Origin of the sequence: Microvirga arabica (assembly GCF_016811235.1) — a bacterium.
GTDB lineage: Bacteria > Pseudomonadota > Alphaproteobacteria > Rhizobiales > Beijerinckiaceae > Microvirga > Microvirga arabica.
This window is the reverse complement of record NZ_JAFBID010000060.1, coordinates 20,237-40,313: the sequence shown is the minus strand read 5'-3', so window position 1 is coordinate 40,313 and position 20,077 is coordinate 20,237. Positions and strand designations below refer to the sequence as shown.

Here is a 20,077-nt window from a genome sequence, read left to right as displayed (position 1 = left end):
AGGTTAAGCCGGCCTAAGGGTTTGCATCCAAGTTTCAGGGTGGTTTTGAACACCCTGCGAAGGTCGGGTGCTGGCACCTCTCGGAAGTAGACCCAAAGTCTGCTCTCACGAGGAATACCGGGCGTTCCTGGGGATCAGGGGATCGGCAGAGGATGACCCAACCCGGACATTCGACCGTGAGCGAGCCACGTGTGCCGCCTATCGAACGATTATCCGCGTTGCCGCAGTCACTCAGACAGCTCATCAAGCTGGTGGTATCGACGCGATGCGTTTTGCAAGGTCCACTTCTGCCGCCACGTGAGACAGCTTGTCCGGGTTCTTGACGATGTAGATCGCGGCGATCCCGTCCTCGCGGATGTCGAGCGCGGTTGTCTGAAGCACGCCGCCTCCATCGAAGCTGACATAGCCTGGTAGGCCGTCGATGGTGACGACACGAAGCAGCGTCGGCAGCACGGCATCCTTGCGCCGCTGCCCGGCAAAAAGGCGCAGGGCCCGCTCGACGCCCTGGATGACATTGCGGAACGCAAGGACCTTGCCGCCGCCATCGGTATGGATCTCGACATTCCTTGCCAGCAGCACTGATAGCGCCGCCACGTCCCCGTCGCGCGCCGCGGCGAAGAAGGCGCGGGTGATCCGGTCCGCATCCGCGGGTGCGACGGTGAAGCGGGGACGTGCGGTCTGCACGTGCTTGCGGGCGCGCGCCGCGAGCTGACGAACCGCCGCCGGCGCGCGGTCGAGGGTGACGGCCACTTCTGTCAGCGGCACGTCGAAGACGTCATGGAGAAGGAAAGCGGCCCGCTCCAGAGGCGACAGACGCTCAAGGGCCAGCATCAACGTGACCGTGACGTCGTCGGCGACGGTCTCGTCCGGCTCCACGGAACCCACGAGAGGATCTGGCAGCCAGGGTCCGACGTAGGTTTCCCGCCGCGCCCGCGCGGAGCGGCGTCGGTCGAGGCACAGGCGTGTGACGATGCGGGTGAGATAGGCGGGAGGCGAACCAATGCCACCCTCCACCCCAACCCACCGCAGCCATGCGTCCTGCACGACGTCCTCCGCCTCGGTGAGCGAGCCCATCATCCGATAGGCCAGGCGTGTCAGGCGCCTGCGCTCCGCTTCGAACTCGGTAGTCCGCCGATCGTCCATCGCCTCCGTCCGCCCCGTTTCCTCGCCGATCATATCCGCTTCCCCGTCGCATGCGCATCCCGAACCCGAGGATAAGACGATCGGACGGGCCCGGATGTGACATCGGCCGCTTTGAACGGAAATGCTGGGTGGCATGTCACACCCTGACCGCTTGGCCCGTCATGGCTTCGAACGTCGATCTCCGGCGTTCCGAACATAGAGGCGTATCATGAGCGAGAACAAACGGCTGGTCTGGAACGAGGTGGCGCCGCAGGGTGCGAAGGCCCTCTTCGGCATCCACCATTACATCACCACGGGCACCGACCTACCCCACGAACTGATCCACCTCGTCTTCCTGCGGGTTTCGCAGATCAACGGCTGCGCCCACTGCATCGACCTGCACACCCGGGACCTCCTGGACACCATGCCGTTCGAGAAGGTCGCCCTCGTTCCGGTCTGGGCCGAGGTGCCCCACCTGTTTCCCGACAAGTACCGCGCCGCGCTCGCGTGGGCGGAGGAAGTCACGCTCGTCAGCGAGACGCACGCCTCTGATGAGGCCTATGCGGCCGCAAGCGCGGCTTTCGCGCCCAAGGATCTCGTGGACCTCACGATCACGATTGCGGCCATGAACGCGTTCAACCGGCTGGGGGCGCCCTTTCGGCTCCCAGTCAAGGCCAAGGCCTGATCCGTTTCTTCGCATTGTCACGGAACGGCCCCGTCGCCGTTCCGCTTCCACCATTCAGGATCCACCCCATGGCTGTGAGCGTCGGGCTGCGAGACACCGGCCCAATCCTTCAGTCCACACCGCGCACCCGGCTACACAGATGGGACCAGTGTCCGCTGCGAGGCCGCTCAGACCCGAAAGCCGATAGTGCGCATTCCGCCCAACGCCTGGTGCGACGAGCCCCTCAGATCGCTTGAGCCAGCGGCATCCGGAAGGTGAACCGTGTCTCTTCTTGGTCTGAGGTCACATCCAGCGAGCCGCCATGAGCGCGGGCAATCTCGCAGGCTATGTAGAGCCCCAGTCCCAGTCCCTGCTGGCTTGGGCGCGCTGCTACACGGAAGAACGGTTGGAACAGGCGCTTCATGGTGGCGGGAGGGATTGGCTCGCCCTGATTTGCAACTGAGAGCTCGAAGTTGCCGCCCAAGGTGGAGGCATGAACTACGATTGTTTCTTCACTCGCGCCGTGGGTAATGGCATTCGCCACCAGGTTCGAGAGCAATTGAGCGATGCGGGCACGGTCACAGCTCACCGTCTTGGTCACAGCCAACCGGGTCTCAATCCGCCGGTCGGGCCAGGCAGCCCGTAGCTCATCAACAACCTGCTCCAGCACCTCGCCCAGCGGCACGCGCGCGTCACGCTCAAGGGTCAGGCCACTTCCCAGGCGGCCACGGGCGAAATCGAGCACGTTGTCGATTAGCTCAGCCATCCGCTTCACGCTGCTCTGAACGAGATCGACGACCGTCATTCCCTTCGGGCTCAGAGGCTCCCTCAGTAGCATCTTGGCTCCGGCGTCGATTGAGGCGAGGGGGTTGCGCAGGTCATGGCCCAGCACTGCAATAAACTGCTCCCGCAGCTCAGAGGTCTTGCGCTCGTCGAGAAGGTCCGCCTCACTCGTGGCTAGGTTAGCCTCACTGGCTGCCAGGCGCTCACCAGCTTGCAGATGAAACCCGATCAGCTCGGCGAACAGCTTGAACATGCCGATCGTTACGGGAGTATTCAGGCGGGCCGGACGCGGATCGATGGCACAGAGGGTGCCCCAGAAGGAGCCGTCCGCGAGGACAAGCGGCATCGAGATATAGCTCTGGAAGCCGTACATCGCCGGGGTGTGATGGCGGCAGTAGGTCTGGTCCTCAGCCACATGGTCGATGACGACCTCTTTCCCCGCCTGCCGGATCTCGTGACAGATCGTGGTCTCGAGCTTCAGCTCGCCGCCGGGCTGGAGGCCGAACTGGATGTCATCGCGCACCGCGCAGGCAATCCAACGGTCTTCAGTCACCCGGGCCACGGCCGCAAAACCCATGCCGGTGGTGCGGCAGACGACTTCCAAGATGGTTGGCACGGCTTGGATGCGGTCGATGGCGGCAAGATCCGCCTCAAAGTCGGTCGGCACGTCGGTAGGGTCCCCTTTGTCTTGGGGCACCTTAACCAGCCTATGCCATTGTGTCACTTAGGAGCAAGGAATGCGCTGAACTGTCCGTGCCAACGAAACCTTTCTACCGTTACGCTGAAACCCATCGCCGGGTCAGCGGTTCCTCTCACTAACATGTGATAACCCGCAGACGGCCTGAGCCGCCGCGACGGGCACACGAGATCAGTAACCTAAGGAGAGTGCCGATGCCCCACGACGCCTCGGGCGACGTGCGCCTGCCCCATGTCAACGATCTCCACCTGGATGTCGCCACCTTCATGATCGCGCGTGCGTTCGCCGAGACTTATCGGGATGTGCTCGAAGCACCGGTCCCAGACCCGCTCGTGGCCATCCTGCGCCAGATGGAAATCAGGGAGAACGGCTATGAACGCTCTTCAGCCTGAGCCGCATCTGGCGCTGATCGTCGAGGACGATTCCGATGTCCGGGCGCTTGCAGGCGCCTTGCTGGAGGAGACGCCCCTCGAGGTCGTCGAGGTCGAGAGCGCGGAAGCGGCCCTGGACTGTCTCCAGGAACGTGGGGGTGAGGTGGCGATGATGTTCGCCGACGTGCGCCTGCCGGGAGAGATGGACGGGGTCCAACTCGCCAGGGCCGCGTGCAAGCTCTGGCCGACAGTCAGAGTCGTGCTCACCTCCGGCGATCCGGGCGCAGTGTCCGAGGAGCTGCCGGAGTGCGTCACCTTCATGCCGAAGCCCTGGCGCGGGCTTGACGTGCTGGTTCAAGCCGAGAAGGCCATTCATGATCCACAGCCTCCGGTGACGTGACATGACGCTGGTTACGACCAACGATCCACCTGTCGTTCTTCTCGTCGAGGACGAACTGCTGGTGCGGATGACCGCCGCCGACGAACTGGAAGAGGCAGGCTTCCAGGTACTGGAGGCGGCCAACGCGGATGTGGCTCTCAAGGTGCTGGAGGCGCGCTCGGACGAGGTCCTCGTGCTGTTCACGGACGTGCACATGCCCGGCTCCATGGACGGCATGGAGCTGGCCGAGCAGGTCCATGCCCGCTGGCCGCATGTCCAGATCCTGATCTCGTTAGGCTACGCACGTCCCGAGCCTCACGAGATCCCGGACGACGGCCGGTTCCTGCCGAAGCCTTACCATGCTGCGACGCTTGTCAGGCACATTCACGAACTGGTGGGTGCGGAGGAGTAGAGCTGGGGACTTGTGCATGTAGCGTCAGGGGGGGCGACGGGGAGGGATCCTGTCAGGTCCCAAACATTCCCTGAAGCGCGGCCTTGATTTTGGGTCCGGGTTGAACTCCTCCCCGTGCTCGACGGCCAGCATCTGTGCGAGCCTGCTCCGTGCCCGATTCACCCGGCTCTTGATTGTCCCTGTCGAGCGAGTCTGGACATTGACGCCGATGCTCCTCCACAGGGACAGCTCCAGCTCTCGCGTGCCCAGCGCGGCGCTGCTGGACATGTAGGCTCCACGCGCCGAGGCGATCCAGCGCAGGGCCTTTCTGATATCCTTTAAGCCCCGCACGCGGGCCATCTCCGCGCGCGACCCCACTAGAATGACGTCGCCCGAGAAGACTGTCCGGGACGGCATTTGGCCTGTCGGCTGGAGCCTTTCGGCAAGGCGGCTCGGAAGGAGAGCCGCATCCGCACCCGAGCCTGACAGGGGGCGGTGGCTTTCATCTCGATCGCTGCCACGGCAATATCGTTCTCGGCCGGAAGCGCAGGAGCCAGAACCTGCACGAGCTGTACCAGAGGGCCGGATGGCACGCCGACGCGGATGGTGCGCTCTTGCGCTCCGGCCGGGCCCAGACAGAAGAGCGCCGTGACCACGACAGCCAAGACGATCCGGTTCAGTAACATGAAACCTCCGGCGCTCCTGACGGCAGCCATAAGGACAACAGGCTAGGTGAACGCTGGTTCACCGGATGCAGCGATGACAGCCCCCGCTCATCCCGTCCCTTGCGAGGAAGCCGAGGCAGGCACGAGATCGGCCTCCCGCACGACGCGCTGGATCGGTCCGGTCGCTGCCTTGATCCGATAGAGGGGCTCGTCGTCAGGTCCGGAGGGCAGAAGGCGCAGGATTTCGTAGATCCCGGTGTTCTCGAGAAGACGCTCCCTGGGCCGCACAAGCTGGCCAACCCCGAATCGGTGAGTCATGGCGTCAGTTCCTCATCCTCGAGCGCGGCTCTTCTGGATTGGCCGACCCGATGCCGAAACAACCAGATCTCTTGGCTTGGCGTTCCAGCACATGCCGCGCTAAGCGTCGGGCTGTTCATGGTCACATTCAAGCCTCGATCTGTTCAACAAATCAGGAGCAACTCTGCTGGATTGGGCCAAAGGCGACTCGGTCAATCGGATCGAAGCTGAGGCCACGGTACGCCGTGGATCCCAATGCGACCCATGGGGATTGAACGGTAGCGGAATGACCGCGTTGGGTGAGCGTAGCCGGATTTCGGTTCATCCTACCTGGAAAGGATCGTCCATGCTCGACGCCGCCATCCAATGGGCCAACACGCTGATCTGGGATCACCTGCTGATCTACGTGCTGCTCGGGGCCGGCGCCTACTTCACGATCCGAACCCGGTTCATCCAATTCCGTCTGTTCGGCCACTTCTGGTCCGCCCTCTCACACTCACGCGAGGGAGCCGGGCAGGGGATCTCCGGGTTCCAGGCCTTCTGCATCGGCTTGGCCTCCAGGGTTGGAACCGGCAACATCGCGGGCGTGGCGATCGCGCTGACCCTCGGCGGCCCGGGCGCGATCTTCTGGATGTGGATGGTCGCCCTCGTCGGCATGGCGACCGCCTTCATCGAGGCCACGCTGGCCCAGCTCTTCAAGGTACCGCAACCGGACGGCACGTTCCGCGGCGGGCCGGCCTATTACATCGAGCGGGGACTGGGATCGCGGCTGTGGGGCGGTGTCTTTGCGGTCCTGCTGATCTTCACCTTCGGGCTGACCTTCAATGCCGTGCAGGCCAACACCATTGCCGATACCCTCAATTCGGCTCACGGCATTCCGCCGCTCTTCACCGCCATCGGTCTGGTGGTCCTCGCCGCTCCGGTGCTGTTCGGTGGCATGCGGGCCATTGCGCGGGTGGCGGAATGGATGCTGCCGATCATGGCTTTGGCTTATATTGCGCTCGCGCTGGTGATCATTGGGCTGCATGTCCAGAGGATCCCGGAGGTGCTTTCCCTGATCGTTCGATCTGCTTTCGGGTTCGACCAGGCCGCCGCAGGGGCGTTCGGTGGGATCGCAGCCGCTCTTCTGAACGGCGTCAAGCGCGGCCTGTTCTCCAACGAGGCGGGCATGGGCAGCGCTCCCAATGCCGCGGCCACAGCGACCATTAGCCATCCAGCCACCCAAGGCTTCATCCAGTCCTTGGGCGTCTTCGTCGACACGATCATCATCTGCTCGGCAACCGCGTTCATCGTCCTCGTATCCGGCGTCTATGATCCGGCTCAGCCAACGGCAGTCGCTGGCGCGAGCCTCACCCAGGCCTCGGTCGCGGCTTGGTTCGGCAACATCGGCATGATGTTCATGACGCTCGTGATCTTCCTGTTTGCGTTCTCGTCGATCCTCGGCAACTACGCCTATGCCGACGGCAATCTCACCTACCTCGGGGCATCTGTCCCTGTGGTGCAGGTATTTAGGATCGTCGTGCTGCTGGCGGTTGCTGGCGGCTGCCTGGGCGAACTGCCGACAGTTTGGGGACTGGCTGACGTCGCCATGGGGTTGATGGCGCTGGTGAACCTGGGCGCCATCCTTCTCCTGGGGCGGTGGGCGTTCGGGGCGCTCGCCGACTACGAGCAGGCTCTGCCGAACGGCATCCCGCTGTTCGACTCGAAGGCGAACCCGCACCTTCCTGCCGGGATAGGGACCGGAGTGTGGCGCCGAGGCTGACCCAACGGCCAAGGCGAACGTCTCTCGTTGGCGCATCGGAGACTTTGCGCATAGGTGAGTTTGGGGCTCCAAAGCGGAAGCTCCTCCAGGGAAGGTCCTGAAGAGCCTTTCCGTCACAACGCAAGGGCGAGGAGCCAAGCGCCGGCCCCTATGAAGGCTGCCCCAGTGATCCGCGCTATCCACCATCCCGCTGGGGTGAGCTTTTCGACGAGGACAAGGATCGCGATGCCGGTGATCCACAGCACATTCATCACCCCACCCACGAAAAGCAACGCCATCAGCGCCCAGCAGCACCCAATGCAGTAAAGACCATGCTCCGTCCCGAGCCTGAGCGCCGCCTGAGGCTCACGGCGAAATCCGCCATGCCGCTGAATGAAGAGGAGCGGGGATTGGCACTGCGACAGGCAGGCATCCTTGAGCGGCGTCCACTGGTAAACGCCCGCAGCGATCAGGATCGCGCCACCTAGAGCGGTGCTCGCGCTTTTCATCATTGGGGTCAGGACGAGAGCTTGCTCAAGCGACCATTGCACCAGCGTGGCAACGAGAGCGAAGATCGTCCAAGCGAGGAGGTAGCCCCCCACAAACCAGGCCGTGGCGGCAAACGGCTTATGACGAGCCTGAGCCTGACGGGCCACACCCGCATAAATCAGGACCATCGGAGCCGCAGACGGCAGCATCATGCCGACCATCATGACGGCCCACATGGCGAACATGAACCCGAAATCGGTAGCGCCCCAGGCGCGCAGGCTCGGTCCCGCCATTTCAGCCATATTCATTTCCGACATTCCCATGCCGGACATGTCAGTCATTGCCGTATGACTGCCATCCATCGCGGCGGCGAGCCACAGGACATAAGCCCAGGCTAGCGCTGCGAGGGCACCGAGCGCGGCCAAGACCACGACACGGTCCCGCCGCAGCACGAGGTCGAGAGCCGCATCCGTCATGGGGTTGGCCGCACCACTCCAGAGCCTGTCATGTGAAGATGAGCAAAGTGGGCGTGGGAGTCCTCCAGATCGAGTTCGATGGCGCCTGTTGCCGTTCCCCAGCCCCGGCCGATCTCGGCTACGGTGTATTCGAAGCCGTTGGGAAGATTGATCCGCGCCTGGTGCGGCTGACCCGTGACTGGATTGAGGATCGGCTCGCCCCTTGCGTCGATCACACCCGGCACCCTGAGGCGTGCCGTGCGGCCGTCGACGTCGATCTCGAGGTCGATCTGGGCAAAGATCGGATCATTCACCTTCTCGTAGGTCGTGGCAAAAACCTGGAAGAAGGTGGCTCCAGGCTCGGTGTCCTCACCGCTCATGATGCGCAGGAGGGCTTCGCGCTGCTCTGGGGTCGCCCGCTCGTCGATGATGGGCGTCGCGTGACCTCGCCCCTCGTGAATCGCGCCCGGCCAGGCAAGGACACAGGCTACCTGGAGGCCATCGAGCTTCGTGTCGCCGTGGTGGCCTTCCGCGATCTCGATCCCGGCAACGGCGTGGCAATGGCCGTGGGTTGGGCGGGCATTGAACTGGCAGGGGCAGCCATAATCGCAATTACAATGAATGAACTCGCGCCCTTTGATCGTCCATGTGACGTCAGGCATGGTCACCTCCCTAGGCTCTGGCGCAGATCGTTGTCGGCGGAATAGGGATTGCTAAGGTCAAGATACTCCCAAGACCAATTGAGCACCAGCCTTCTATCTCCTCCGGACGAGGTCTGCGGATCACCTCGTAGAGTGAGGCAATCCAGAGCTGTGATGGAATGATGCTATGTATCGATCGCTTAGCGACAAAGGGACCTTGAGCGGAACGTCGTTGAGTCGTGGAGACCTGCCGTTACGAACGTTGTGGGTCCGGAATGTCGCCTCCTGGCACATTCGCGAAGTAGACCGAATGTCAGCTTTGATAACGAGTACCGGACGTTCCTGAGGACCAAGGGAATTACTGTGCCTGACCCACAAGAGACCTTCGAGGTTTTCTGTTCTGAGCCCGAACTCACGCGCCCCATGCCAGCCAGAGCATCATCTGCGTGTCCTTGGGCACCTTCGTGAGGTGGGATCTTCCGTTCTCCGCATAGGCAAAAAGAAAGCGCCCATTGTCTCAAAGGGCGCTTCAAGGTCCGGCCCGTAGGGGCAGAAATTGCGGGACCGGTAGAGCACCACTATCCGGACACACCCGCTTCGTCACGTCGGTGTAGTACGACGTAGAAATACGGGACGTGCCGTAGGGCATAATTTGCTTCGGACTTACCAGATTATCGTCTCACACATCGAGCGGCAGGGGCTTATGCTTCAGAAACATGCAAGGCGGCTCAAAATAGCCAAGTTTGGGCTGTCGTGATCAAGCGCAAGGGCAGAGGAGGTCTGCGGTTTGAGCACCATGCCGTTTCTGACTGGCGGCGGCACAATGGGAGCCCGCATCCAGGCATATGACTGGGCAGTCTCTCCGCTGGGGCCTTTCGAGACTTGGCCACCTTCACTCTGCGTCACGCTCAGCAACATGCTGCGCTCCAAGATGCCGACCTACCTTCTTTGGGGATCGGAACTGATCACCTTCTACAATGATGCCTGCCTTCCGCTGCGTGGCATCAGGCCGGAGGCACTCGGGCAGCCTCTGCCACAGGCCTGGGCCGAAATCTGGGATGTTGCCTCGCCGCTCGTCATGCAGGCGCTTCGCGGGGAGGCAACTTACGTCCAGGACGTGCCTGTCTGGATCGTGCAACGAAAGGGCTATCCCGAGGAGACATGGTGGAATGCTTCCTTCAGCCCTGTCATGGCAGAGACCAACGATATAGGGGGCGTCCTCATCGTCATCCATGAAACCACCGAGAGGGTGTTTGGTGAGCAGCGGCTTCGGTTCCTGATTGACCTGAGCACGCGTCTGCGCGGGATACCTGATGCGCGAGGTGTCATGGCGACGGCAGCCGAAATGCTCGGCCGGCACCTGAAGGCCAGCCGCGTCGGGTATGCCGAATTCAGCGAGACCGGCGGGTCCTTTACAGTCGAACGCGACTGGACTGCAGGAGCAACCCCCACCTTTGCCGGTCAGTATCATATGGGCGACTTTGGCTCACCCGTCGAAAGCGAATTGCGGGCCGGGAAGACAGTTCGCATTGATGACGCTTTGATGGATCCTCGCAGCGCAGAGGAGCATACCGCGGCTGAATTCGTCCGTACCGGCAAGCGCGCCAGCATCATCGCGCCGCTGATCCGAGAAGGTCGCTTGGTTGCGGCGCTTTATGTTCACCAGGGAGAGCCACGTCACTGGCGCGACGATGAAGTGACACTGGTGCAGGAGGTGGCCGAACGCACTTGGACGTCGGTCCTCAGAGCACGGGCGGAGACCGCCCTGCGGGAGAGCGAAGCACGGTTCCGGCAGTTCGCCGAGCACTCGACGGACATGCTCTGGATCATGAACGCCGAGACATTGGAGATGGAGTATGTCAGCCCCGCCTTTGAGCGTGTCTGGGGCTGGTCGCCAGAGACCTTCCAGCACCGTGATCAATGGGCCGAAACCGTCCATCCTGAGGACCGCGAGCGCTCTGTCCAAGCTACCGAGCGGGTTCTGCGGGGTGACACTGTGGTCGAGGAGTACCGCATCGTTCGGCCGGACGGGAGCATGCGCCATATCCACGCGACCGGCTTTCCAATCTTCGATGAACACCAGACCATTCGACGGATTGCCGGCATCGCCAAGGACATCACGCAGCATGACGGCTCCACCGTCTACGTGGTCGACAGCAATGAGGACTCACGACGGAATCTTTGCCTTCTGCTCCAGGAGGCTGGCTATGAGGTGAAGATGTTCTCCGCGGCCCAGGCCTTCCTGGAAGTAGCGCCGGTGTTGGTGCCCGGCTGTGTGGTGCTCGACATCCGCGATGCCGCGACGGGTGAGCTGACGATCCCCAAAGAGCTGAAAGCCCGGCGTGCGGGCCTGCCGGTGATCGTGATCGGCGAAGCCCAGGGTAACGTCGCGGTCGGGGTCCAGGCGATGAAGGCGGGAGCGGTGGATTTCCTTGATGTGCCCTATCGCTCTGAACAGCTTCTGGAGGCGCTCGCCTCCGCTCAGGCGACCATCCGCGAGAGAGCCGAGCAGGATCAGGCCATTGAGCGGGTGAAGGCGCTGATTGCAGCCCTGCCAGCACGTGAGCGGGAGGTGCTGGATGGACTTCTCGCCGGGGGTACCAACAAGACGATTGCCCGGGATCTTGGGCTCAGCCCGCGGACGGTTGAGGCGCACCGTGCCCGTATCATGGAGCGGCTGGGTGCCCAAAGTCTGCCTGAGCTGGTGCAGATTGCGGTTATGGCAGGCTTGCAGCCCAAACTGCAGGATAGGTGAGACAGACCTCACGTGTCATGCGAAGCGGCCTGCCCACGTCCGCACCTTCCTCCTAATGCGTCCGGACTGCGTCCGAGAATGGAACAGTGAGGATTGTTTGGCCGGATCCGTCAGCAATCTCGATGATTGCATCCTGTCCTAAATCAGCCACTTCCCCCACGAGCTCCCGTGCCACTTTCCGGGCCTCTTCAAAGGCGGCATCCAAGTCTGGCAGCTCTGTGCCGTCTGGATCTACCTCAAGCTTGTTCCCGTTTCGGATATGAAGAAAGTACAGGGGCATCATGGCAAGAACCTGCTGCTCGTAATGAGGAGTATAGGCGCTAGGCCATCTCCGCCCAGCTCCAATCGGGAGGGAGCATAGGGCAGCCGGATGTACCAAGCATCAGCGACAGGCTGGGGCAACAAAGCGTTGAATCCTGCCGCGGCGCTAGTGCGGACCCGAGGCCGCTCGACCGGTACCGTATGGCGGGCTGACCCCAAAAAGGAAGGTCCCGAATATCCACGTTTGACCTCTGGCTCCTCATAGATGCTCCCGGCCGGTGAGCCGGGAGCATACTTCTCAAGAACAGAGCTTGCTCACGCCGCGCGGTTGAGATGCTGGTTGGTCCTTTCAACCTGAGCCGTCACGGTGCGCGTGGCCTCACCAGTCATTTGGATCGTCAACTCCGCGATGCGGCGGCTGTTCTCAACCGTTTGTTCGAGGTTGTCGCGCAAAAGAGAGGATTGCACCTCGACAAAATCCGTCATCGACCGGCAACGTGCGAGGGCCTGCAAACCGTCCAGGTTGCGCTGCAGTCGCTTTTGGCTGCGCTCGACCACCTCGCGCGACACATCCTGCAGGCCGCGAGTCAGGGCCGCGCTGGACTGCGCCACAGCGCGCAGGTTGTGCGCAGTCTCCTCGGTCAGCCCCTGAGCGGTGCCATCCGGCTGACCTGCCAGCGGCAGGGCCTGACCCGCGGAGCGGCGGGCCAGCTCCGAGAAGGCGCCCCAACTGTTTGTTACCGCCTCCTGCATGGCTTGAGCCATAGTCTGCGCGCTTTCAATGCCAGCGCGTAGCGTGTTGGCCACATCCTCGGTCACACGCTGCGTGGTCTCGACCTGCTCCCGTGCCCGACGGGCATCGGCTCGTTTGTTCTCATCAATATTCGCCATCTCGTCCTCCACTGTTTCGGCTATGGCGTTGGCTTCGTCGTCGCTCAGAACTTTGAGCACGGCGGGAAGCAGCTCCTTCCGGTCGTCACGAATGTGCTGCTGGAAGGCTCGTCTGAGATCATCCAATTTCCCGATGAACTCCGGATCGTTCTTGGGCATGCGCTCCAGCTCGCCTAGGAGCGCAGCCGTCTCCTGGTTGTCGTTGCGGGCCTCCCGCACGAGATCCTCCATCCCGTGTCGTCGCAGGATTGGGAGAAGATGCTCCTCCTGCAAGGAGGCTAGAAGCTCCAGCTCTTCTTTCAGGTCCGCGAACAAGCGCTCACGGGTTTTAACCGCATTGCTGGACGTGGCGACGAGTTTCTCGAACAACTCGTTCACTTTGTCCGGTGGTGCTTGGCTGAATCGTCTGGTGGCAGACATCGTCTCTCCCTGGCAATAGGAAGGGTGGTGCAGGTGCTCTAAAACTGATTACACGAATTGATACCAGCCGCAGGGCGAAGCGGCTCGAACTCACGCAAACTTAGAAGCAGTAAAGGCGCTCACATGAGTTTCCCTTTGCTGACCTAGACGCCAACGCCGGCGATACAACGCACCGACCATCGTTAGGCGTTCCCAACAATTTTCACCTATGTTAATCATTCCACCAATGAGCTTGGCAATGTCTCACCAGCTGCGGACGCACTCCTGTCGGTTGCCTTACTCGTCGTGCGGGAGATGCTGCAGCTCGTGGCGATACTGATGAGCCCTCTGGAGGGCCTCAGCGGCGCGCTGCTTCATGAAACGAACGCTGGAACTCGGTATAGGCCTGCCGCGCATAGGCAATGTGCGATTGGGCCGCGGCCTCGCAGGCTTTGATAAGAGAACTTAGTTCTTTACGGACCTCGATCATTGTTACTCCTCCCAGTTTGATTATGCTCGCGCGTGTGCCGGATCGAAGGGCTCGTGCGAGTCTCTTCCGATTGTAATGGCGCCGAGTGCCACCCTTCCGAGCGCCAGACCGGACAGGTGGGATCCCGCCTCCAAAGCGCAAAAGGATGATGCCGAGCAGTTCCGCATTCCTGTTCTGCGCAATCGTGCAATCTGTGCCTCTACGGCTGCGAGCCCGCGCTCAGGTTGGCAAATAGCGAGGGCCGTGCCTTGCTTCCTGCTCGTCCTTGCAACTCTTTGACGATTTCCCTGCCAATTCGCGCCTGCCTTTGGTGCCTCTGTCACCGTTTGCGCAGGCAAGTCGATCAGCGGCGGCGCCTTCAGGCCGCAAATGCCAGGCGGTGTTGTCGACGCCGCAACGTCTCCAAGATGTCTACATACAGCCGGCGCTTCTCCCAATGGGCGGCTCTGATCTTGCCTTTGAGTTGCTCTTTCAAGTTTGGGTCGAGAGGTTTCATCTTGAGGTTTTCCAATTCCACCTCGGCGGCAAAGTCGATGCTGCCAAGCACATGAAGAACCTCTCTCATCATGGCATTGAGGCTCGGTGAGCACTTGCCATACGTTTGATGCAAGTTGTTGGGCATGGTTTCCTCTTGTTGTTCTTGCTTCTTGGCCCAACAGATGGCGGAGTTAACCTGGATTAACAAGCGAAGAGCCGTGGGTAGGATTACGACGGATCTTTACGTACTCCCTTCGAGAGCACTTTTGGTTGCTCGCAAGCTCCTTGCCGGGATTAACTTACAGCGTCTGAGCCATCAGTCGGAACAGTCCGTAGGGACTCTCCGACTGGTCCCATTCAGGGTCGGAAGCTAATCCAAGTAGGTAGCAGGCAGCGGCAGGAGCCCGCAGTTTAGGGAGAGAGCTGCCCAGAGGGGCAGCGAGACGCCACCCTGGTCGAGGAGCGGCCTAAGGGGTGGCCTTGATGCAAGGCCACCCCAAACCCTCAGCCCGTTGCGCAACAAAGTCGTCCAGCAAGGATCGGCACTGGGTGAGCGTAGCCGCGGCGGGGCACCGCAAACTCGAGAAAATACGCTTGGGAGGAACAGATGCTCATGGATGAGGCTGCGAACGACAATCGATTGACTGAACTGATCTCAATCCTCTCCACCACACTGACCAACATTGATGTCGAGTATGAGTTCGCGTTGGCCCGGATCCGGATCACGGCCAGGCCCGAACTCAGGGGGGTGATCGTGGATACGGTGCGCCAGCGCCACATCAAGCGCCGTGAACCATATGTCCGCCAGATTGCCGAGCTGCGAAAGCAGACGAGCCAGAGGCACGGCCGGGTTGCCTGTTCGGACTGACCGGACCTTGGGAGCAACGCGAGAGGAGCATAGATGCTGCAGACGCTTCTCCTTGATCGGCCTCTTCCTATCCCAGGGACCGGAAGCACAGGACCGGTGCCCCCTGGAGAAGAAAGGGTGGAGCAGCTGATCGAATGGATCGGGATCGCCATCTTCGTTGCGCTGGCGATCAGTGCCGCTGTTATCGTGATCCGTAACTACCTGGGATCAACCGAGAGGCATTGACCCTCCCATAGCTTAGGAGCGTTATTCGATGTCGCCGGAGCAGTTCGTGGACAACGGATTTGTGTCGGCCGAATGACCGCGTCTGGTCCACTGTCAGCAGCAAGACTAGATTGTGTGCGTCAAGTTCTGCAAAGCGGGGCGGCCGAGCAGGCTGGCTAGGCGGCTTCGCGGAGTTGATCCTTCTTGTGCTCCTTCAGGTCCTCCATATTGAGGTAGCGGTGAGCTTCGAGCCCATTCTCGTGCGTCTCCACGGTCAGCGCCCGCACCAGCCGGCAGCATGAAGCCGCATTGGGGAAGATCCGCACCACGCAAGTGCGCCTCCTGATCTCCTCGTTCAGGCGCTCGAGCATGTTGGTGCTCTTGAGGTGCTTATGGTGCTGGCGCGGCAGCCGGTAGAACGTGAAGGTCTCCTCGATCGTCTCTTCGGCCCAGGCCACCAGGCGCGGGTAGCGTGCCCCCCACTTGCCGATCCAGGCGGCCAGATCGCGCCGCGCCTCCTCGACCGAGCGGCGGTCGTAGAGCCAGCGCAGCTCCTGCAGGCAGTCGTCGTCCGCCTTGCGCGGCAGGTGGTCGAGCGCATTCCGGAGGAAGTGCACATAGCAGCGCTGATAGGCGGCCTCTGACAGCACCTCGCGGATGGCGGCCCGCAAGCCAGCATGATCGTCTGCCACCACCAGCTCCACCCCTGAGAGGCCGCGCTCGCGCAGGCCGAGCAGAAAGGTCCGCCACGAGGACTGGCTTTCCCGGTTGGCCATCTCGACGCCCAGGATCTGGCGCCGCCCGTCCCAGTCGATGCCCACCGCAATCAGCACCGCCTGCGAGGCGACGATGCCGCCCTAGCGCACCTTCTCGTACCGGGCGTCCAGGATCAGGTACGGGAACGGCTCCTCGAGCCGTCGCGCGGCGAACTGGGCCAGGCTGTCGTCCAGGCGCTTGTTGATCGAGGAGATGGCCGAGGCCGAGAAGCTGTGGCCGCACAGCTCCTCGGTGATCGCCTTGACCTTGCGGGTGGAGACGCCCTGCACGTAGATCTCGGCCAGGGTGGCGACGAGCGCCTGCTCGGAGCGCTGATAGCGCTCGAACAGCTCGGTGGAGAAGCGGCCATCCCGGTCCTGCGGCACGCGCAGCTCGAGCTTGCCGACCCGGGTGATCAGGGTGATCAGGGTGCGGGTATAGTAGCCTGAGCGGTAGCCCAGGTGGGCAGAGGTGCGCTCGCCCTTCTCGGCCTGGAGGGCATCGGTCATCTCGGCCTCGAGCATCTCCTGCATGACGGCGCGCACGATCTCGCACAGCCCGTCCGGGCTCTGGTTCAGAAGGTCCTTGATGGCGGCAGCGGCAGGTTTATCCTTGGTGCTGGTCATGGTGGGGCTCCTCTCGGACGGTGACTTGGACATCACCATCCTGCCATGACCGCCCCGCTCAGGCGATTTGCAGAACCTGCACCACACTACTCTTTAGCGGTGGGCGGCTCTCTCGTGTGTGCAGCCGCTCACTGTCTCGCAGTCTCCGGTGTCAACACCGGTTCCACCTGTTCCGCTCTGAAGGCCGGGACCGGCTGGATAATGAGCATGGTCCGTGACTTCAGGATTTCACGCGGACAGCGAGCGCAAGGCGTCAAGGGTTGACTCTCGTCTGAGTTTGTATTTAACATACTTGTTAAATAAACCGAACGCCGGCACAGACTGCGTGAAAGGAGCCATTGCGATGAAAACCCCTCCGCTCGTCTCGCCACAGGAATGGGAGGCTGCACGCCTCGAGCTTCTGGTGAAGGAGAAGGCCCATACCCGCGCCCGCGACGCACTCGCTGCCGACCGGCGGCGGATGCCCTGGATGGCGGTCGAGCGGGACTACACCTTTGAAGGACCATCCGGCACAGTCAGCCTGCTGGACATGTTCGAAGGCCGGCGGCAGCTCATCGTCTATCGAGCCTTCTTCGAGCCCGGAGTGCACGGCTGGCCCGAGCATGCCTGCCGCGGATGCTCGTTAGGCGCCGATCAAGTAGGCCACCTCGCTCACCTGAATGCCCGCGACACGACGCTGGCCTACGTCTCGCGGGCGCCGCAGCCGGATATTACGCGGTTGAAGGCCAGGATGGGCTGGAGCATGCCCTGGTACACTTTGACCGACAGCTTCGATGCCGATTTCGGCGTCGACGAATGGCACGGGCACAACGTGTTCTTCCGTGACGGCGAGCGCGTGGTGCGCACCTATTTCATCAACAATCGCGGCGACGAGGCGATGGGCACCGTTTGGAGCTACCTCGACCTGACGGCGCTCGGCCGCCAGGAGGCTTGGGAGGACTCGCCGGAAGGATACCCACAGACGCCGGCTTATAAGTGGTGGAACTGGCATGACAGCTACGCACCGGACACCGCCCCGGATCCCAGATGGGTCGCGGTGTCTGAGGCCGGCGAGGCGGCGTTCCGGGCCGCTAGCGCGGGCGCCAAGGCGTGAACGGAACCTCCGTGCCCGAGACCGCGGAGTGGTTGAACCTCACCGCGGCGCCGACCTTTGCAGCTATGGCGCTGGTAAGCGGGGCAGCCGCGAGTGGGCCGACAGAGGCGCATTGCGGGCCTGGGAGTGGTTGGCCGCTGGACGGAATGGTCGTGATGTACCTGCTCATGTGCGCCTTCCACGTCACGCCGTGGCTGAAGCGGCTGGGCGGTCGCCGGGCGATCGACGACCGCAGGGTCGAGGAGGAGAGCGAATGCAGCCCGCAGTAGACCCTCTGAGCACGACGCTGTCGGCGCTCGCGGATCCCACACGACGGGCGATCCTGGCCCGGCTCGCGCGCGGGGCGGCCACCGTGAACGAGTTGGCCGAGCCGTTCGACATCAGCCTGCCCGCGGTGTCGCGGCACCTCAAGGTGCTGCAGGCGGCGGGTCTGATCTCGCGGGGTCGGGAGGCCCAGTGGCGGCCGTGTCGGCTGGAGGCCGGACCGCTCAAAGACCTGGACGGCTGGCTCGCCTCCTACCGCCGCTTCTGGGAGGGTAGCTTCGATAAGATGGAGGCCTACCTCGCGACGATCACAAAAGGAGACCCCGATGGACGCGAGAACTGACACCCGGAGCGTCGCGGCCGAGCGCAGCCGCGACCCGGGAATGCCCTTGCGCGACGACGAGCTGCTGATCGTGCGCGCGTTCGACGCCCCGGTCGCCCTGGTGTTCCGGATGTGGGAGGACGCGTCCCACCGCACCCACTGGTGGGCACCAAAGGGCTGCCGCTGCACCCACTTCAGCCATGAGTTCCGCGTGGGCGGCGCGTGGCGGGCCTGCTTTCTCTCCGACACCGGAGGCGAGAACTGGCAGAGCGGCGTCTACCGCGAGATCGATCGGGATCGCTGGATCGTCTTCAGTTTCGTCTGGGACGGGGGACCGTCCGCAGCTATCGAGACCTCCGTGACTATCACCTTCGCCGAGGCCCATGGCCAGACAATCCAAACCTTCCATCAGACGCCTTTCGCCAATCCCGAGCGCCGCAACAGCCATATCACCGGCTGGAGCGGGCTGCTCGATCGCCAGCAGGCCTATGTTGAGGCCAGATCTCAAGGAGACGCCTCATGATCACACTCTACGCCTTCAAGTGGGTGCCCGACTTCGCCCAAGGCCTAGTCCGCGACCTTCGCGTCCGTTGGGCGCTGGAGGAGGCCGGCATGCCTTACGGTACCAAGCTGCTCGGCCAGGACGACAAGGACGCGCCCGCCTACCGGAGCATCCAGCCCTGGGGGCAGGTTCCCGTCATTGAGGAGGACGGTCTGGTGCTGTTCGAGAGCGCCGCCATCGTCCAATACCTTGCTGATAGATCCGAGGCGCTATCGCCGCGTGATCCGGTCGGCCGGGCCAAGGTGGCGCAGTGGCTGTTCGCGGCCATGAACTCGGTCGAGCCGCATGTCGCCAACCTAGCCAATCTCGACCTGTTCCACGCGAAAGAGGATTGGGCGAAGGCGCGGCGACCGGGCCAGGAGGCCTTCACCCGCATGAAGCTTTCGTCTCTCGCCCGGCGGCTGGACGGCCGCGAATGGCTGGAGAACCGGTTCACCGCCGCTGATCTGCTGATGGTGACGGTGCTCAGGATCCTACGTCACACCGACATCGTCACCTCCGACCCCGTGCTGGGGCCCTATCTGGCGCGCGGCGAGGCGAGGCCCGCATTCCAGCGGGCGCTCGCGGCGCAGCTCGCGCCGTTCCGGGAGAATGCGCCAGAGATGGTACCGGCCTGACGGCGGCAACGCCGTCGCATCCCACGCCTATCTCCCGTACCCAAGGGCGCTCAGCCGCACAGTGGGTCGTGGCCACAAGCGGAATGGCGGCTTCCAGGCTCAGAGTGTGGAGGCGCTGCCGCTCTTTTAATGCGTCGGCTAGCGGCGGCTTCTGATGACAGTCAGCAAAGCGTGGCTCAGCAGGCGTGATGAAACAGCGATCACCGTCCGCCGAATGACGCGGCAAGGAGTTGGTCCGGTGATGTCACGGTAACCTGAGGAGTCCGCAGTGGGAGAGGCTGCTCGGCATTCACCAACGATTCAGTGGCGTTGCCCCATCTTAGGGTACCGGTCGCCCAACCGAACTCCCGGCCAAGCCCGAGATCTCTACCTCTCCCAACCTCGGACTTGGTCGGGTTCGATCTTCAATCGGTAAACTTTACCCCGTAGTGGCTGCCAGCAGTCCACAGCAATCGAACCCTGGCGACAGTTCCTTCGTGCGGGATCCTTAATTGAAATTCCAAGGGGACATCGGCTGCGGCGGGGATCACCAGCCGCGCACCCGTCTCAGACAAGTCCCACACGGTACAGGCAACCGGATCGCCGGTGGTTTCGCTTGCGAACCACCCCTCTAAGCCAGCGGGAACCCGTTCACCCGATCGACGCTCAGGCATTACATGGTTCATGCAAGAGTTCCTGTTTCGACGGAACGAACCCTGTAAGGGACCGGGCTGGAGTGAGGCTGCCCTCGAGGCGTGGGGGGTTCCAGAGCGCGGCGCTGCTGTTTGACCGCCAGGGCGGATTATGGCGGGTCCGAC

General features: G+C 62.7%; 23 protein-coding genes and 1 pseudogene. 12 read left to right on the top strand and 12 right to left on the bottom strand.

Annotated features, from left to right (window positions below):
• Positions 1 to 243: 243 nt before the first annotated feature.
• On the bottom strand, positions 244 to 1,176 hold the full coding sequence (gene sigJ, locus JQC81_RS23390) for an RNA polymerase sigma factor SigJ (protein ID WP_203274210.1): 933 nt from the start codon (positions 1,174 to 1,176) through the stop codon (positions 244 to 246).
• Between the two features lie 175 nt (positions 1,177 to 1,351).
• Between sigJ and JQC81_RS23385 the strand changes: the two genes are divergently transcribed.
• The gene (locus JQC81_RS23385) at positions 1,352 to 1,807 is read left to right on the top strand and encodes a carboxymuconolactone decarboxylase family protein (RefSeq protein ID WP_203274209.1); all 456 of its coding nucleotides are present in this window, start codon (positions 1,352 to 1,354) and stop codon (positions 1,805 to 1,807) included.
• Between the two features lie 223 nt (positions 1,808 to 2,030).
• Here JQC81_RS23385 and JQC81_RS23380 read toward each other — a convergent pair whose 3' ends face one another.
• Complete coding sequence (locus JQC81_RS23380; protein WP_203274208.1) at positions 2,031 to 3,236, bottom strand: GAF domain-containing sensor histidine kinase; 1,206 nt, start codon at positions 3,234 to 3,236, stop codon at positions 2,031 to 2,033.
• Positions 3,237 to 3,460: 224 nt separating this feature from the next.
• On the opposite strand from JQC81_RS23380, the gene JQC81_RS23375 reads away from it, so the two are divergent.
• Genes JQC81_RS23375 through JQC81_RS23365 form a run of 3 tightly spaced genes read left to right on the top strand, consistent with a single transcriptional unit; the run spans position 3,461 to position 4,428 of the window.
• The gene (locus tag JQC81_RS23375) at positions 3,461 to 3,658 is read left to right on the top strand and encodes a hypothetical protein (protein WP_203274207.1); all 198 of its coding nucleotides are present in this window, start codon (positions 3,461 to 3,463) and stop codon (positions 3,656 to 3,658) included.
• Positions 3,639 to 4,037 carry a response regulator gene (locus JQC81_RS23370; protein WP_203274206.1) on the top strand — a complete coding sequence of 133 codons (399 nt, stop codon included), beginning with the start codon at positions 3,639 to 3,641 and terminating at the stop codon, positions 4,035 to 4,037. The genes JQC81_RS23375 and JQC81_RS23370 overlap by 20 nt, the downstream gene beginning before the upstream one ends.
• A 1-nt stretch (position 4,038) precedes the next feature.
• Positions 4,039 to 4,428: a response regulator gene (locus tag JQC81_RS23365; protein ID WP_203274205.1), complete on the top strand. Its 390-nt coding sequence runs from the start codon at positions 4,039 to 4,041 to the stop codon at positions 4,426 to 4,428.
• A gap of 356 nt (positions 4,429 to 4,784) precedes the next feature.
• Here JQC81_RS23365 and JQC81_RS23360 read toward each other — a convergent pair whose 3' ends face one another.
• Both JQC81_RS23360 and JQC81_RS23355 read right to left on the bottom strand, forming a co-directional pair.
• On the bottom strand, positions 4,785 to 5,093 hold the full coding sequence (locus JQC81_RS23360) for a hypothetical protein (protein ID WP_203274204.1): 309 nt from the start codon (positions 5,091 to 5,093) through the stop codon (positions 4,785 to 4,787).
• A gap of 87 nt (positions 5,094 to 5,180) precedes the next feature.
• On the bottom strand, positions 5,181 to 5,390 hold the full coding sequence (locus tag JQC81_RS23355; RefSeq protein WP_203274203.1) for a hypothetical protein: 210 nt from the start codon (positions 5,388 to 5,390) through the stop codon (positions 5,181 to 5,183).
• A gap of 325 nt (positions 5,391 to 5,715) precedes the next feature.
• Between JQC81_RS23355 and JQC81_RS23350 the strand changes: the two genes are divergently transcribed.
• On the top strand, positions 5,716 to 7,131 hold the full coding sequence (locus JQC81_RS23350; RefSeq protein WP_203274202.1) for an alanine/glycine:cation symporter family protein: 1,416 nt from the start codon (positions 5,716 to 5,718) through the stop codon (positions 7,129 to 7,131).
• A gap of 113 nt (positions 7,132 to 7,244) precedes the next feature.
• Here JQC81_RS23350 and JQC81_RS23345 read toward each other — a convergent pair whose 3' ends face one another.
• Both JQC81_RS23345 and JQC81_RS23340 read right to left on the bottom strand, forming a co-directional pair.
• Entirely contained in the window at positions 7,245 to 8,075 is an 831-nt protein-coding gene (locus JQC81_RS23345) for a DUF2182 domain-containing protein (RefSeq protein ID WP_203274201.1), read from the bottom strand.
• Entirely contained in the window at positions 8,072 to 8,716 is a 645-nt protein-coding gene (locus tag JQC81_RS23340) for a DUF1326 domain-containing protein (protein WP_203274200.1), read from the bottom strand. The genes JQC81_RS23345 and JQC81_RS23340 overlap by 4 nt, the downstream gene beginning before the upstream one ends.
• A 775-nt stretch (positions 8,717 to 9,491) precedes the next feature.
• On the opposite strand from JQC81_RS23340, the gene JQC81_RS23335 reads away from it, so the two are divergent.
• The gene (locus JQC81_RS23335) at positions 9,492 to 11,450 is read left to right on the top strand and encodes a PAS domain S-box protein (RefSeq protein ID WP_246520619.1); all 1,959 of its coding nucleotides are present in this window, start codon (positions 9,492 to 9,494) and stop codon (positions 11,448 to 11,450) included.
• Between the two features lie 52 nt (positions 11,451 to 11,502).
• Here JQC81_RS23335 and JQC81_RS34455 read toward each other — a convergent pair whose 3' ends face one another.
• From JQC81_RS34455 to JQC81_RS23325, 4 genes are all read right to left on the bottom strand, one after another.
• On the bottom strand, positions 11,503 to 11,730 hold the full coding sequence (locus tag JQC81_RS34455) for a DUF6894 family protein (protein WP_376772438.1): 228 nt from the start codon (positions 11,728 to 11,730) through the stop codon (positions 11,503 to 11,505).
• Between the two features lie 296 nt (positions 11,731 to 12,026).
• The gene (locus JQC81_RS23330; protein WP_203274198.1) at positions 12,027 to 13,022 is read right to left on the bottom strand and encodes a phasin family protein; all 996 of its coding nucleotides are present in this window, start codon (positions 13,020 to 13,022) and stop codon (positions 12,027 to 12,029) included.
• Between the two features lie 337 nt (positions 13,023 to 13,359).
• Positions 13,360 to 13,491 carry a hypothetical protein gene (locus JQC81_RS33970; RefSeq protein ID WP_281400371.1) on the bottom strand — a complete coding sequence of 44 codons (132 nt, stop codon included), beginning with the start codon at positions 13,489 to 13,491 and terminating at the stop codon, positions 13,360 to 13,362.
• A 358-nt stretch (positions 13,492 to 13,849) separates the two neighbouring features.
• On the bottom strand, positions 13,850 to 14,113 hold the full coding sequence (locus tag JQC81_RS23325; RefSeq protein WP_203274197.1) for a hypothetical protein: 264 nt from the start codon (positions 14,111 to 14,113) through the stop codon (positions 13,850 to 13,852).
• A gap of 468 nt (positions 14,114 to 14,581) precedes the next feature.
• Between JQC81_RS23325 and JQC81_RS23320 the strand changes: the two genes are divergently transcribed.
• A complete protein-coding gene (locus JQC81_RS23320) occupies positions 14,582 to 14,836 on the top strand; it encodes a hypothetical protein (protein ID WP_203274196.1) in 255 nt (84 codons plus the stop codon).
• A 380-nt stretch (positions 14,837 to 15,216) separates the two neighbouring features.
• Here the strand turns inward: JQC81_RS23320 and JQC81_RS23315 are convergent.
• Positions 15,217 to 16,422 (bottom strand): annotated as a pseudogene (locus JQC81_RS23315) (IS256 family transposase).
• A gap of 343 nt (positions 16,423 to 16,765) precedes the next feature.
• Between JQC81_RS23315 and JQC81_RS23310 the strand changes: the two are divergent.
• Genes JQC81_RS23310 through JQC81_RS23290 form a run of 5 tightly spaced genes read left to right on the top strand, consistent with a single transcriptional unit; the run spans position 16,766 to position 19,280 of the window.
• Positions 16,766 to 17,515 carry a DUF899 domain-containing protein gene (locus JQC81_RS23310; protein ID WP_203274195.1) on the top strand — a complete coding sequence of 250 codons (750 nt, stop codon included), beginning with the start codon at positions 16,766 to 16,768 and terminating at the stop codon, positions 17,513 to 17,515.
• Positions 17,512 to 17,784: a hypothetical protein gene (locus tag JQC81_RS23305; protein ID WP_203274194.1), complete on the top strand. Its 273-nt coding sequence runs from the start codon at positions 17,512 to 17,514 to the stop codon at positions 17,782 to 17,784. Before JQC81_RS23310 ends, JQC81_RS23305 begins: the two co-directional genes overlap by 4 nt.
• Positions 17,769 to 18,122, top strand: a complete 354-nt coding sequence (locus tag JQC81_RS23300; RefSeq protein ID WP_203274193.1) for an ArsR/SmtB family transcription factor — start codon at positions 17,769 to 17,771, stop codon at positions 18,120 to 18,122. The genes JQC81_RS23305 and JQC81_RS23300 overlap by 16 nt, the downstream gene beginning before the upstream one ends.
• Positions 18,106 to 18,624, top strand: coding sequence for an SRPBCC family protein (locus JQC81_RS23295; RefSeq protein ID WP_203274192.1), 519 nt, complete (start codon positions 18,106 to 18,108; stop codon positions 18,622 to 18,624). The genes JQC81_RS23300 and JQC81_RS23295 overlap by 17 nt, the downstream gene beginning before the upstream one ends.
• Complete coding sequence (locus JQC81_RS23290; RefSeq protein ID WP_203274191.1) at positions 18,621 to 19,280, top strand: glutathione S-transferase family protein; 660 nt, start codon at positions 18,621 to 18,623, stop codon at positions 19,278 to 19,280. Before JQC81_RS23295 ends, JQC81_RS23290 begins: the two co-directional genes overlap by 4 nt.
• A gap of 404 nt (positions 19,281 to 19,684) precedes the next feature.
• On the opposite strand, the gene JQC81_RS34450 is transcribed toward JQC81_RS23290, so the two are convergent.
• A complete protein-coding gene (locus JQC81_RS34450) occupies positions 19,685 to 19,933 on the bottom strand; it encodes a PilZ domain-containing protein (RefSeq protein WP_376772437.1) in 249 nt (82 codons plus the stop codon).
• Positions 19,934 to 20,077 lie beyond the last annotated feature (144 nt).

Coding starts and splice junctions, on each gene's coding strand:
- JQC81_RS23290 (WP_203274191.1), top strand. CDS start 18,621: ATGATCACACTCTACGCCTTCAAGTGGGTGCCCGACTTCGCCCAAGGC.
- JQC81_RS33970 (WP_281400371.1), bottom strand. CDS start 13,491: ATGATCGAGGTCCGTAAAGAACTAAGTTCTCTTATCAAAGCCTGCGAG.
- JQC81_RS23325 (WP_203274197.1), bottom strand. CDS start 14,113: ATGCCCAACAACTTGCATCAAACGTATGGCAAGTGCTCACCGAGCCTC.
- JQC81_RS23370 (WP_203274206.1), top strand. CDS start 3,639: ATGAACGCTCTTCAGCCTGAGCCGCATCTGGCGCTGATCGTCGAGGAC.
- JQC81_RS23365 (WP_203274205.1), top strand. CDS start 4,039: ATGACGCTGGTTACGACCAACGATCCACCTGTCGTTCTTCTCGTCGAG.
- JQC81_RS23345 (WP_203274201.1), bottom strand. CDS start 8,075: ATGACGGATGCGGCTCTCGACCTCGTGCTGCGGCGGGACCGTGTCGTG.
- JQC81_RS23340 (WP_203274200.1), bottom strand. CDS start 8,716: ATGCCTGACGTCACATGGACGATCAAAGGGCGCGAGTTCATTCATTGT.
- JQC81_RS34450 (WP_376772437.1), bottom strand. CDS start 19,933: ATGCCTGAGCGTCGATCGGGTGAACGGGTTCCCGCTGGCTTAGAGGGG.
- sigJ (WP_203274210.1), bottom strand. CDS start 1,176: ATGATCGGCGAGGAAACGGGGCGGACGGAGGCGATGGACGATCGGCGG.
- JQC81_RS23330 (WP_203274198.1), bottom strand. CDS start 13,022: ATGTCTGCCACCAGACGATTCAGCCAAGCACCACCGGACAAAGTGAAC.
- JQC81_RS23350 (WP_203274202.1), top strand. CDS start 5,716: ATGCTCGACGCCGCCATCCAATGGGCCAACACGCTGATCTGGGATCAC.
- JQC81_RS23310 (WP_203274195.1), top strand. CDS start 16,766: ATGAAAACCCCTCCGCTCGTCTCGCCACAGGAATGGGAGGCTGCACGC.
- JQC81_RS23355 (WP_203274203.1), bottom strand. CDS start 5,390: ATGACTCACCGATTCGGGGTTGGCCAGCTTGTGCGGCCCAGGGAGCGT.
- JQC81_RS23300 (WP_203274193.1), top strand. CDS start 17,769: ATGCAGCCCGCAGTAGACCCTCTGAGCACGACGCTGTCGGCGCTCGCG.
- JQC81_RS34455 (WP_376772438.1), bottom strand. CDS start 11,730: ATGCCCCTGTACTTTCTTCATATCCGAAACGGGAACAAGCTTGAGGTA.
- JQC81_RS23360 (WP_203274204.1), bottom strand. CDS start 5,093: ATGTTACTGAACCGGATCGTCTTGGCTGTCGTGGTCACGGCGCTCTTC.
- JQC81_RS23335 (WP_246520619.1), top strand. CDS start 9,492: ATGCCGTTTCTGACTGGCGGCGGCACAATGGGAGCCCGCATCCAGGCA.
- JQC81_RS23385 (WP_203274209.1), top strand. CDS start 1,352: ATGAGCGAGAACAAACGGCTGGTCTGGAACGAGGTGGCGCCGCAGGGT.
- JQC81_RS23375 (WP_203274207.1), top strand. CDS start 3,461: ATGCCCCACGACGCCTCGGGCGACGTGCGCCTGCCCCATGTCAACGAT.
- JQC81_RS23295 (WP_203274192.1), top strand. CDS start 18,106: ATGGACGCGAGAACTGACACCCGGAGCGTCGCGGCCGAGCGCAGCCGC.
- JQC81_RS23320 (WP_203274196.1), top strand. CDS start 14,582: ATGGATGAGGCTGCGAACGACAATCGATTGACTGAACTGATCTCAATC.